Annotated in this window: 12 protein-coding genes and 1 pseudogene; 4 read left to right on the top strand and 9 right to left on the bottom strand. The window is 71.0% G+C overall.

All coding sequences use genetic code 11. The features are described from left to right. Window position 1 precedes the first annotated feature (1 nt). The 5 genes from FPZ12_RS18075 to FPZ12_RS18055 form a co-directional block, all read right to left on the bottom strand. Entirely contained in the window at window positions 2–1,114 is a 1,113-nt protein-coding gene (locus FPZ12_RS18075) for a hypothetical protein (RefSeq protein WP_144751114.1), read from the bottom strand. Continuing rightward, window positions 1,111–2,130 (bottom strand): hypothetical protein, encoded by a 1,020-nt coding sequence (locus FPZ12_RS18070; protein WP_144751112.1) that lies wholly within the window; start codon window positions 2,128–2,130, stop codon window positions 1,111–1,113. Before FPZ12_RS18070 ends, FPZ12_RS18075 begins: the two co-directional genes overlap by 4 nt. Before the next feature lie 105 nt (window positions 2,131–2,235). Then, entirely contained in the window at window positions 2,236–2,574 is a 339-nt protein-coding gene (locus FPZ12_RS18065; RefSeq protein ID WP_144751110.1) for a P-II family nitrogen regulator, read from the bottom strand. Next, a complete protein-coding gene (locus FPZ12_RS18060) occupies window positions 2,571–3,887 on the bottom strand; it encodes an ammonium transporter (protein WP_144751108.1) in 1,317 nt (438 codons plus the stop codon). The genes FPZ12_RS18065 and FPZ12_RS18060 overlap by 4 nt, the downstream gene beginning before the upstream one ends. Before the next feature lie 47 nt (window positions 3,888–3,934). Then, a complete protein-coding gene (locus FPZ12_RS18055) occupies window positions 3,935–5,146 on the bottom strand; it encodes an MFS transporter (RefSeq protein WP_144751106.1) in 1,212 nt (403 codons plus the stop codon). A gap of 78 nt (window positions 5,147–5,224) precedes the next feature. Between FPZ12_RS18055 and FPZ12_RS18050 the strand changes: the two genes are divergently transcribed. After that, the gene (locus tag FPZ12_RS18050; protein WP_243769900.1) at window positions 5,225–6,112 is read left to right on the top strand and encodes a LysR family transcriptional regulator; all 888 of its coding nucleotides are present in this window, start codon (window positions 5,225–5,227) and stop codon (window positions 6,110–6,112) included. Here the strand turns inward: FPZ12_RS18050 and FPZ12_RS18045 are convergent. Beyond that, window positions 6,106–6,510 (bottom strand): hypothetical protein, encoded by a 405-nt coding sequence (locus FPZ12_RS18045; RefSeq protein ID WP_144751103.1) that lies wholly within the window; start codon window positions 6,508–6,510, stop codon window positions 6,106–6,108. The genes FPZ12_RS18050 and FPZ12_RS18045 overlap by 7 nt on opposite strands. Between FPZ12_RS18045 and FPZ12_RS18040 the strand changes: the two are divergent. After that, a pseudogene (locus FPZ12_RS18040) lies at window positions 6,488–6,901 on the top strand (LuxR C-terminal-related transcriptional regulator); the annotation flags it as partial. The gene FPZ12_RS18045 and the pseudogene FPZ12_RS18040 sit on opposite strands and share 23 nt — an antisense overlap. Before the next feature lie 208 nt (window positions 6,902–7,109). Further along, complete coding sequence (locus FPZ12_RS45635; RefSeq protein WP_166462804.1) at window positions 7,110–7,250, top strand: hypothetical protein; 141 nt, start codon at window positions 7,110–7,112, stop codon at window positions 7,248–7,250. Window positions 7,251–7,265: 15 nt separating this feature from the next. Here the strand turns inward: FPZ12_RS45635 and FPZ12_RS18035 are convergent, their stop codons facing one another. Next, window positions 7,266–7,874, bottom strand: coding sequence for a DsbA family oxidoreductase (locus FPZ12_RS18035; protein ID WP_144751101.1), 609 nt, complete (start codon window positions 7,872–7,874; stop codon window positions 7,266–7,268). A gap of 132 nt (window positions 7,875–8,006) precedes the next feature. Here FPZ12_RS18035 and FPZ12_RS18030 point away from each other — a divergent pair, with 132 nt between their 5' ends. Then, entirely contained in the window at window positions 8,007–8,873 is an 867-nt protein-coding gene (locus FPZ12_RS18030) for a uroporphyrinogen decarboxylase/cobalamine-independent methonine synthase family protein (RefSeq protein ID WP_144751099.1), read from the top strand. A gap of 6 nt (window positions 8,874–8,879) precedes the next feature. Here FPZ12_RS18030 and FPZ12_RS18025 read toward each other — a convergent pair whose 3' ends face one another. Together FPZ12_RS18025 and FPZ12_RS18020 are read right to left on the bottom strand one after the other, a co-directional pair. Then, a complete protein-coding gene (locus FPZ12_RS18025) occupies window positions 8,880–9,335 on the bottom strand; it encodes a pyridoxamine 5'-phosphate oxidase family protein (protein ID WP_144751097.1) in 456 nt (151 codons plus the stop codon). A 4-nt stretch (window positions 9,336–9,339) separates the two neighbouring features. Continuing rightward, complete coding sequence (locus tag FPZ12_RS18020; protein ID WP_166462803.1) at window positions 9,340–10,590, bottom strand: metal-dependent hydrolase family protein; 1,251 nt, start codon at window positions 10,588–10,590, stop codon at window positions 9,340–9,342. Window positions 10,591–10,598 lie beyond the last annotated feature (8 nt).

Below are 10,598 nucleotides of genomic sequence, written 5' to 3'. Positions count from 1 at the left end.
CTCACTCCTTGGCCTTCGTGCACAGCCGCAGCGCGCGACGGCTCGCGCGGTCGAGCACCCAGTTCTCGCGGTCTCGCCGCCGCCAGCGCCACGCCGCGTTGACCACGTCGACGATCGTGGTGGCCGGGTCGGGAAGGTCGGCCCGCTCTTCGTCGATGGGGATGGCCCTTATCCGGCCCGGGATCGCGTAGCGGGCCTGCGGCAGCGCATGCTCGGCGAGCAGCTCCACCATCGCCGCGGCCTGGCTCGCGGCGAGTACCCGTTCCTCCGGCTCCAGCGGCTCCGCCGCCTTGTTCGCCAGCGTGCGGATGTCCCCCACCAGCGCGCGATATCCGGCCGCCGCGGTGTCGTGCCCGGCGCCCAGCGCGCTGAACGCGGCCATGATCGTCCACACCCGCCTGCCCCACGAGGGATGGGTGCGGCTGGGCGCCGCCACCCTGTCCGGCCGCGCGGCCAGCGTCATGAAGCAGTACGGGTACGCGGGCCCCATGACGTAGGTCGCGTACACGTCGGCGAAAAGCTCGTGCAGGTAAGCCAGTTCGCGTTCGGGGTCGTCGGCGGTGTCGGCCTCTTCGCCGAGGTAGTCGAGCACCGGCACGGCCCCGGGCGGCCATCGCGGATCGCTGTGCCGCAGCACGAGCGCGACGTGGTGGCCCAGCTCGTGCGCGAGCACCGGCAGGTTCCACACGCCGACGTCCGGGAACCGGCCGCGCACCATGCCGACGGTATGCGAGATGAACTGGTTTTCCGCCAGCGAGAACAGGACTCCGCGATCGAGCCCGGTCTGCCGGACGAGGTGTTCCAGCAGCCGTTCCGCGATCTCCCCTATCCCGTGGTCGAGCCCGCTCTCGCGCAGCAAAACGCCCTGGGTGAAGGAAAGCGCCTCCCGCTCGATCTCCACAATGGACGGACGCAGCCGCTCGAGGGCGGCCCAGCCGTCCTGGGCGTCCTTGATCCGTTCGAGCTCCCCGTGCTGCCGCCGGATCAGCAGCGCGAACCGGTCCAGCACCTCACGGCTGAGCCCGTGCGCGGCCACCACCGAGGACAGCGTCTCCGAAACCTGCTCCAGATCGGCGATCTCCTGGTCGACCTGCGCCGTGAACAGCGTGGTCATGCGACCGCCCCCTCGACTATCGCGCCGGCGTCGCCGGTGCAGTCCCGTCCGATCACCACGACCGCCGCGATCAGCAGCACCTGCGCGCCGAGCACCAGCACCGGCAGATGCGGCACCGTCGGCGAGAACTTCGCGGCGATCCCGATCGCCACGGCGATGCCGTCGCACAGTTCCATCGACCGGCCGTGCTTCGTGGTGAGCGCGACCAGCTCGGCGACGCCCTTGCCGAGCCGGTCCTCGGCCGGATCCGCGGCACGCAGCAGTTCGTCCGACCGGCGTGCCGCCTCGTCGGCGCCGATGGCCGCACCGGCCAGCGCGGCGGCCGGGGAACCACCGTCCACAGCGGCGATCAGCCGTTCCACCCGCTCTCGCAGGGCGTCGGTCCGCACGGCGGGCACGAGGTGCGACAACAACCGGATCGCTCCCAGCAACGCGCGCAGGCCGAGTTTGACCAGCCTGCCACCGATCTTGTCGAGTTCGAGTTTCTCCTTGGCCCAGGACCAGGCGTCGCGAAGCGCGCCGGGGCCGCGGTCGCGCATTCCGGATACCGACGTGGCGATCGCTTTCGCGGAGCGGCAGGCGAAAGCGGAATACGCTTCGGCCACCGATTTCCGGAAATCCGCGGCCGTGGGAGAAGAACCGGGCGCGAAACCGAACACGGCTGAGTTTTCGGTCAGCCGGATCGCGGAAAGGGCCGACTCCGATTCCCGCAGCTGCTGGTCCAGCAGCACGGTGTCCCCGGTACTGGCGGCCAGCACGGTGTTCGCCACCTGGATCTGCCGCAACGCGGCCAGCAGCAGGTCGCGGGAATCGTCCGCGACCAGTGTGGACACCGGCACGGCCCCGTCGGCGAACCCCCGCACGACGGTGCCGTCGAATTGCGCGATGCTGCGTTCGGCCGCGACCTCGAGCCGCGTGACGGCGAATTCCCGGCCGGCGTCGTCGGGCGCGTCGCGCAGTTGTTTCCCGGCGCGCAGAACGGAGCTGACCAACGACTGCGAAACATCTCGTGGCATCGGTGCCTCCCCCGGACGGGCTGCTTGTGAGTCGCATCCGGGGGAGCCGCCATTTCACGGCAATAGTGACGAAGCGGCGGCGATCAGGCTACGGCACGGGAAAGATCAGATCGCGTCGTTACCCCGTTCCCCGGTGCGCACCCGCACCACGGTGTCCACCGGGGTCACCCACACCTTGCCGTCGCCGATCCGGCCCGTGCGGCACGCCTCGACCACGGCCTCCAGCGCGCGTTCCACGAGCGCGTCGTCCAGCAGCACCTCGACCCGCACCTTCGACACGAAGTCCACTTGGTACTCCGAACCGCGGTAGACCTCGACGTGGCCCTTCTGGCGGCCGTAGCCCTGCGCCTCGGTCACCGTCATGCCGAGCACGGCGAGCCGTTCCATCGCGTCCCGGATGTCGTCGACGACGAACGGGCGCACGACGGCGGTCAGCAGTTTCACGGCCGTCCTCCTTCCGCGAAGCCGGGCGCCAGGCCGCGGCGGCTGGGATGTGTCGCAAGATCGTAAGCGCTTTCCGCGTGCTCGGACTCGTCGATCCCGTCGAGCTCGGCCTCCCGGTCCGCACGCAGGCCGAACAGCTTGTGGATCACCCAGGCGACGACGAAGGTCGCCACGAACGAATAGCCGAGCGCGGCGAAGGTGGCCACCGCCTGGCGCCACAGCTGATCCAGTCCGCCACCGTAGAACAGCCCGTCCGCGCCGCCGGGGTTGGCCCCCTTGCTCGCGAACAGCCCGATCAGCAGCATCCCGGTGAACCCGCCGATGCCGTGCACCGCGAGCACGTCGAGCGAGTCGTCGAGGCCGAACCGGAACTTGAGCCCGATCGCGAGCGAGCAGATCACCCCGGCGATGACGCCGATCGCCGCCGCGCCAAGGGGTTCGACGTACCCGCAGCCGGGCGTGATGCCGACCAGCCCGGCCACGGCGCCGGACGCGGCGCCCAGCGTGGTCGGCTTGCCGTCGCGGACCTGCTCGACCACGAGCCAGCCGACGACCGCGGTCGCGGCGGCGATCGTGGTGTTCATGAAGGAGGTGGCCGCCACGCCGTTGGCGCCGAGCGAGGACCCGGCGTTGAACCCGAACCAGCCGAACCACAGCAGCCCGGCGCCGAACATCACGAACGGCAGATTGTGCGGCCGCACCGCCAGTTTCGGCCAGCCGTGCCTGCTCCCGATCACCAGCACCAGCGCGACCGCCGCGGCCCCGGAGTTCACCTCGACCGCGGTGCCGCCCGCGAAGTCCAGCGCGTGCAGCTTGTTCACCAGCCAGCCGCCGGTGCTGCCGGGGCCGGAGAACCCGTCGAAGGAGAACACCCAGTGCGCCAGCGGCAGGTACACCACCGTCGTCCACGCCACGACGAACAGCAGCCACGGCCAGAACCGGGCGCGTTCGGCGATCGCGCCGACCAGCAGCGCCACCGTGATCACCGCGAACATCAGCTCGAACGCGGCGAACGCCAGCAGCGGCAGCTTGTGCCCCTCGGGCCCGACCGTCACGCTGCCCAGCCCGTGCAGGCCGAAGTACTGGAAGTTCCCGATCAGCCCGCCGAACGCGTCGTCACCGAAGGCGAGCGAGTAGCCGAAGACCAGCCACACCACACCGACGGCGGCGAGGCAGACGAAGGTCAGCATCATGACGTTCAGCACGCTTCTCGACCGCACCATGCCGCCGTAGAACAGGGCCAGTCCGGGCGTCATGAGCATCACCAGCGCCGCGGAACCGAGCAACCAGGCCGTGTCCCCGGTGTCGATCACCTGCCACCTCCTCGTGTCACAGGCATGTTGCCTGAGGAGGGGCCGAGTTACCGCGCTGGTGTGCCACTGGTCACCGAACGGGCGACGGCGACGAGGATCACGGCCAGCAGGATCGCGAAGCCCAGCAGCGCCACTTTCACCGGCATGAACTGGGTGGCCAGGCCCAGCGCGAGCACCGGAACCGTGAGCCCGACGTACGCGGCGATGAACAGCCCGGCCAGCGCTTCGCCGCGGCTTTCGGGCGCGGCGAGAGACAGCACCGTGCTGACCCCGCCCTTGAACCCGGCGCCCGCGCCGCCGCCCGCGAGCACCCCGCCGAGCAGGAACAGCCACAGGCTCGGCTGCCACACCGCGATCGTCACCACCACGATTCCGGTCAGCAGCAAGGTGAAACCGGCGCGCAGCTGCGACCGCACCGGCAGCCGGGCGAGCAGCACCTGGGCGAGCGCGGCCGCCCCGAACACCGCGAACGAGACGAATCCGGCCAGCGCGTGCGAACTCTGGTGCAGCGTGCCCGACACGAACCCGGGCGCCAGCGACGTGAACAGCCCGAACACGGCGAACTCCGCGAGCGCGGCGGCCCCGGCGGCGAAGAACAGGCCCCGCGCTTCGCGGGGCACGGTCACCTTCTGCGGCCGGTAGCGCACGCGCTCCACGGGCTCGACGGTCTCGGGCACCAGCACCACCGCGAGCGCGCCCAGCAGCATCAACGCCTGGAACACCAGGTACGGCACGCGCAACGGGTCGCCCACGTACTCCGCGAGCAGGCCCGCGATCAACGGGCCGAGCCCGATCCCGCCGAGGTTCGCGGCGGTGGCGACGAGATCGGCCCTGGTACGGGACGCGCCGGGCCGCGCGGTCAGGTGCAGCTCGGTCAGGTGCGCGGTGGCGGTCGCGGTCAGCATGCCGACGCTGATCCCGGACACGAACCGCGCCACCAGCAGCGCGGGCACCGAGGTCCAGGCCAGGAAGATCACCGCAGCCAGCACGTTGACCAGCACCGCGGGCACCAGCACCCGCCGCCGCCCGGTCCAGTCCGAGACGTGCCCGGCGAGGAAGAGACTGACCAGCACGCCCACCGCGTAGGCGGCGAAGACGAGGGTCACGCTGAACGGGCCGAAGCCGTCCTTCGCCTGGTACAGCACGTAAAGCGGGGCGGGCGCGGCGGAGAACGCCATCGTCACGGCGAAGGCATAGGCCACCAGCCAGAAACCCACGCCGTGCCGCCGCGAAACGGTGGGCACCGAAGATGTCGTCACGTCCCCACTGTGCGCTTCCGCGAGCATCACGTCCAACGAATGTTTGTGCATCCAGCTATCACTTGTTTAGATAGCCGCGTGGAACTGCGCCAGCTCGGCTACTTCGTCGCGGTCGCCGAGGAACTCAGCTTCACCAAGGCGTCCCGGCGGCTGCGGGTCGTGCAGTCCGGCGTGTCCACGGCCATCCGCGCGCTGGAGAAGGAGGTGGGCGCGCCCCTGTTCGAGCGCGACAGCAGGCACGTCCGCCTGACCGACGCGGGGCTCGCGATGCTGCCCGAGGCGCGCGCCACGCTCGCCGCCGCACGGTCCGCGCACGACGCCGTGCGCGAGAGCCGGGGCGAGCTGCACGGTTCGATCGTGCTGGGCACGCTCCTGTCGACGGCGAGCATCGACGTGCCCGCGCTGCTCGGCCGCTTCCACCGCGAGCACCCCCGCGTCCGGATCCGGATGCAGCATTCCCCCTCCGGTTCGGCCGGCCAGATCAGCACCCTGCTCGACGGCACGACCGACCTCGCCTTCGTCGCGTTCCCGCGCCGCCCGCCCGCCGGGCTGATCAGCGAAGCGCTCGACGAAGACGCGCTGGCCCTGGTCTGCGCCGAGGACCATCCGCTCACGCGGGCCCGGAAGGTCACCCCCGAGCAGCTCAACGAGGCGGGTTTCGTCGACTTCCCGCAGGGCTGGGGCAGCCGCGACATGGTGGACCTGGCGTTCGAACGCGCCGGCCTCGACCGGGTGGTGCCGCTGGAAGTGCCCGGCTACGACTCCCTCTCCGCCCTCGTCCGGGACGGACACGGCGTCGCCTTCGTGCCGCGGTCGATGGCGCGCACCCTGCCGGGGCTGACGATCGTGCCGGTGGCGATGGAACCGTTGCGCTGGACGCTGTCCATCGCCATCTCGGCCACGCGCCCGCTCTCCCGCGCCGGGCACGCGCTGCTGACGGCGATCCGCGCCGCCGCGCCTCACTGAGTTCTCAGCGCGGGCCAGAACTGCCGCCAGGGCTGGTTTTTCCCGGTGTAGAGCCACATCAGGCCGTCGACGACCGGGGTGGTGCTCGTGAAATAGGGTCGCAGCAGGTTCGGGTCGAACCCGGCGAACAGCACGCTGTCCACGGATTCCGGTGGCGGGCCGAAGTACCAGTAACCCCGGTGTCCACTGTAGACATCGAGCTGCCCGGAGTACTCGGCGGCCGCGGCGAACGGGTAGATCTCCGCGAACACGGCGGTATGCGCACGCTGCTCCGGCGGCAGCGAGTCGTACGTGCTCACGGTCAGCTCGCCCAGCTGCCGCACCTCGATCTCGCCCTTGCCGAACGCCGAACCGAGCGGGATGATCCACGGCGCGCCCGCCGTCGTCGCGCTGACCACCTTCGACGCGGATACCTATGTGCTGCCGGCATTGCGGGCGGGCGCGGCCGGGTTCCTGGTGAAGTCGACGCCGCCGGAGGACCTGATCAACCTGGTCCGCGTCGCCGCCGACGGGCACACCGTGCTGTCCCCCGAAGCCGCCCGCCGTCTCGTCGCGGCCTCGGGTGGCGAGCGCGCGGAACAGGCGCGCGCTCGCGTGGCAGGCCTGACCGAGCGGGAGCGTGAGGTGCTGGGCTGCCTCGGCCAGGGGCGGTCGAACGCCGAGATCGCCGCCCGCCTGCACCTGTCCGAGGCGACCGTGAAGTGCTACGTGTCGCGGATGCTCGTGAAGCTCGACTGCACCAACCGCACCCAGGCCGGGCTGCTCGCGCACGAGGCGGGGCTGGGCTAGCGGCCGGCCGTGCTCACCCGGAGTGAGGGCTTGTCCAGACCAGGCCGGGTTCGCTACCCCATCCGGGCAATCGGGGCCGGAGAATCTGTGCGCCGGCCGCGCCGCGACCGTAAGGTGGACCGGACCGACAACGCTGCCGGGCCGGAGGTGCTCCATGCCGCGACGTACCGTGTTTTCAGTTCTGTGGCGACACTTTGTCCGCGGACTGGTGCTGGCGGGATCGCTGAACTGCGGCTCGGCCCAGCTCTACCCGGAGTACCTCAGGGCCAAGGAAGAAGCCGAGGCCGAAGCCGCCGCCGGGGACGTCGACTGGTCCATCCCCCACCTGTGGTTCGACCTGGCGCACTGAGCTCCCGCCGCGCGTTCAGCGCGGCACCGAGGTGTGCTTGAACTCGTTCAGCTCCGGCCAGCCCGTCAGCAGGTCCACCACGCGCTCCACGGCCCGGACCGAAGCCGTCGGGTCCGCGCCACCGGGAGCCCGCGTCATCAGCCGCACGAACACGGCCTGATCGCCCGCGATGAACGTGGGCACGCCCCAGACCTTGTGCGAGCCGACGTACTGCTCGTGCTCGGCGCGGACCTTCGCGAGCGCGTCGCCGGAGTCGATGTGGGCGAACACCTCCGCCGCGGGCACCGACTGCGCTTCCAGCACGCGCTCCAGCACCGTCCGGTCCTCCAGGTGCAGCCCCTCGTCGTGCCGGGCGGCGAACAGCGCGCGGTGCACGTCGCGGAACCGGGCCGGGAACTCGTCGCGCACCACGACCCCGGCCTGCAGCGCGAGGATTCCCTTGTCCTGCTCCGGTTTCTCCCACACCGAGGGCTGCCCCTCCTCGACGTGACCCTGGCCCAGCGAGTACGGCAGGAAACGGACATCCCAGTCGGCGCCCGCTTCGAGCGCGGTGAGGATGTGCTCGTGCGCGTTGCGCGCGAACGGGCAGCGGTAGTCCCAGGTGACGGCGAATGTGGTGGTCATGCCCACGTGAACGTCCGCGGCCCGGCCGGTGTTCCTCGTCCCACCGACCGGACCGGACCCGCACCCGCGACCGGTCGGGGCCGGTTCCGCGTGTCAGCCCGATGTCAGTGCCGGGCCCTACGGTCGCCTGATATGACGTCCAAGGCCCTGCACGTGGGCAGCCTGCTGCCACCGGAGAAGCTCGCCCGCGCCCGCGAAGACCACGCCGCCGGCCGCATCCGCGAAGACGAGCTGCGCTGGGTCCAGGAGGAGTCGGTCCTGCTGGCCTTCTCGCTGCAGTACGAGAGCGGCCTGCGCGAGTACACCGACGGCGAGTACCTTCGCGCGTCCGGTGAGCGTTCTTCCTTGCGGGAGGCTGCTTTTCTCCGCGACTACGCGCCCGGGACGTTCAAGGTCTGCCTGCCCGACGTGACCCAGCGCGTGCTGGCGCGCCTGCAGGCCGGGGCGCGGCACGAGCCGGCGGTGCGGGAGACCGCGGCCGAGTTGCAGGCCGAGGCCGACACGCTGGCCGACGCCGGCGTCCCCCGGGTCCAGCTCGACGCGCCGAGGCTGACCGATTTCGCCGACTCGCGGCAGTTCCTGCGCCGCTGCGTCTACGCCGACCTGCTGACCGCGGAAAGCCTGCGCAACCGCGGCGTCTCGGTGAGCATGCACCTCTGCGGCGGGCGGTACGACGACATCGCGCCCGACGTGTTCGCCACCCTGCCCGTGGACCACTGGCTGGTCGACTTCGACCCCGCGCGCACCGACAGCTTCGCCCCGCTCAAACACGTGCCGGACGACGCGCGCGTCGTGCTGGGCGTGATGTCGGCGCAAACCCCGGAACCCGAATCGGTGGACTCGCTCGCGCGCCGCGTGGACGAAGCCGCGACGTTCGTCCCGATGGAAAACCTGGCGATCAGCCCGCACTGCGGCTTCGCGCGCTCGCCGATGACGTGGGACGACCAGCGCCGCAAACTCGACCGCCTCGTCGCGGCGGCCGAGCGGATCTTCGCCTGAAAACCCTTACGCGCGTTCGGCTTTCCGCAGCCCGTGCGCCGGTGTCCACCATTCGACGACGAGCAGGGTGGCCTCGGGGTTCAGGTGGGTGTGCACGACCTCGGCGATGTCGGCGAGGAACTTGTCCCCGTCCGGCCCGTCTGTGATCTTCCCGGCGGCGATGGCGCGGCCGGAGATCTTGGCTTCGCCCGGCCACAACGCCTCCGAGCCCTCGACGGGATCCACGGTGGCACTGTGCAGGGCGAAGCGCGGGTCGCGTTCGAGGTCCGCGCCCTTGCGCGCGGACGGCATCGAGCCGAAGGACAGTTCGCCGTCCTCGAAGACCGTCTCGATCCCGGAAATCCGCGGCGCCCCGTCCGCCCGCACGGTCGCGATCGTCTTGTGCCGGTGGGCGTCGAACAACGACCGCACCCGCTTCGCGAACTCCGGCTCCGCCTGCTCGACGTCCCGCCACCTCGTCATCGGGTCATGATGGCACGGTCGCCCGCCGTTTGACCCAGGAACCGTTCTTCAGGACCGCGTCCACCCGGGAACCGTCGTCGTCGAGGACGGAGAGGTCTTCGGTGGGGCGGCCGTCGACCACGATCAGGTCGGCGAGGTAGCCCACCTCGACCCGGCCGAGCACGTCACCGGCGCCGAGGATCCCGGCGTTGACCGACGTGGCCGAGGCCAGGACGTCCGGCGCGGGCTGCACCTTGCCGCGGCTTTCGAGCTCGAGCGTCTGGTAGCGGTCGAGCGAGCCGAGCAGGTCGGAACCGAGGCCGAGCGTCACGCCGGCCCGCACCATCGTCTCCACACCGGCGAGCGCTGTGTCCTGGATCCGCGCCAGTTTGTCCAGTGACGCCTGGGGAAAGCCCCGGTCCGCGCCGAAGCGCTGCAGCGCGAAGATCACGGCGAGCGTCGGCACTATGTTCGTCCCGGTTTCGGCGGCGAGGGCCGCTGTCGGGGCGGTGATCAGGCTCGCGTGTTCCAGGCAGGGGATGCCGAGTTCGATGGCGCGGCGGACGGCGTCGTCGGGATGCACGTGCGCGGTGACGTACTTGCCGCTGCGCCGTGTCTCGTCGACCGCCGCGAGGATCTCCTCGTCGGAGTACTGCGCGGCGGTCAGGTCGTCGCCGGGGCTCGCGACCCCGCCGGAAACCATGAGCTTGATGAACGAGGCGCCGTTCCTGATCTGCTCGCGGATCACGCGGCGCAGCTCGTGCGGGCCGTCGACGACCTGCGTGACGTGCCCGTGGTAGGTCGCGCCGCACACGTGGTCGCCGACCTCGCCCGGGGGCCGCATGTCGCCGTGGCCGCCGGTCTGGCTGAGCGCGGGGCCGCAGTAGAACACGCGCGGCCCGTTGATCAGCCCGCGCTCGACCGCCATCGCGAGGCCGTAGTCGCCTCCGCCGACGTCGCGCACCGTGGTGTAGCCGCGGTTGAGGGACTCCTCCAGTTTCCGCCGCGCGTCGTGGGCGACGTAGCTGAAGGGCAGGCGGTCGGTCGCGATCGGGTCGATCTCGGTGAGGTAGGCGTGCGTGTGGGCGTCGATGAGGCCCGGCATGAGGGTGCGGCCGCGCACGTCGAAGACCTCGGTGTCCGGCCCCGCCTCCTCCTTCGCGATGCCGGGCTCGATCCGGGTGATCGTCTCGCCCTCGACGAGGACGTCCGTTTCCCGGAGCTCGGGCGACCGCCCGTCGAAAACGACCGCGTTGGTCAGGACGATGCGCTGCACAGGGCCTC

It is taken from the genome of Amycolatopsis acidicola (genome assembly GCF_007713735.2).
Classification (GTDB): Bacteria; Actinomycetota; Actinomycetes; order Mycobacteriales; family Pseudonocardiaceae; genus Amycolatopsis_E; species Amycolatopsis_E acidicola.
The sequence above is the reverse complement of the archived record's forward strand: the minus strand, read 5'-3'. Positions and strand labels throughout refer to the sequence as shown.

Coding starts and splice junctions, on each gene's coding strand:
- FPZ12_RS18035 (WP_144751101.1), bottom strand. CDS start 7,874: ATGACCACCACATTCGCCGTCACCTGGGACTACCGCTGCCCGTTCGCG.
- FPZ12_RS18030 (WP_144751099.1), top strand. CDS start 8,007: ATGACGTCCAAGGCCCTGCACGTGGGCAGCCTGCTGCCACCGGAGAAG.
- FPZ12_RS18075 (WP_144751114.1), bottom strand. CDS start 1,114: ATGACCACGCTGTTCACGGCGCAGGTCGACCAGGAGATCGCCGATCTG.
- FPZ12_RS18025 (WP_144751097.1), bottom strand. CDS start 9,335: ATGACGAGGTGGCGGGACGTCGAGCAGGCGGAGCCGGAGTTCGCGAAG.
- FPZ12_RS18070 (WP_144751112.1), bottom strand. CDS start 2,130: ATGCCACGAGATGTTTCGCAGTCGTTGGTCAGCTCCGTTCTGCGCGCC.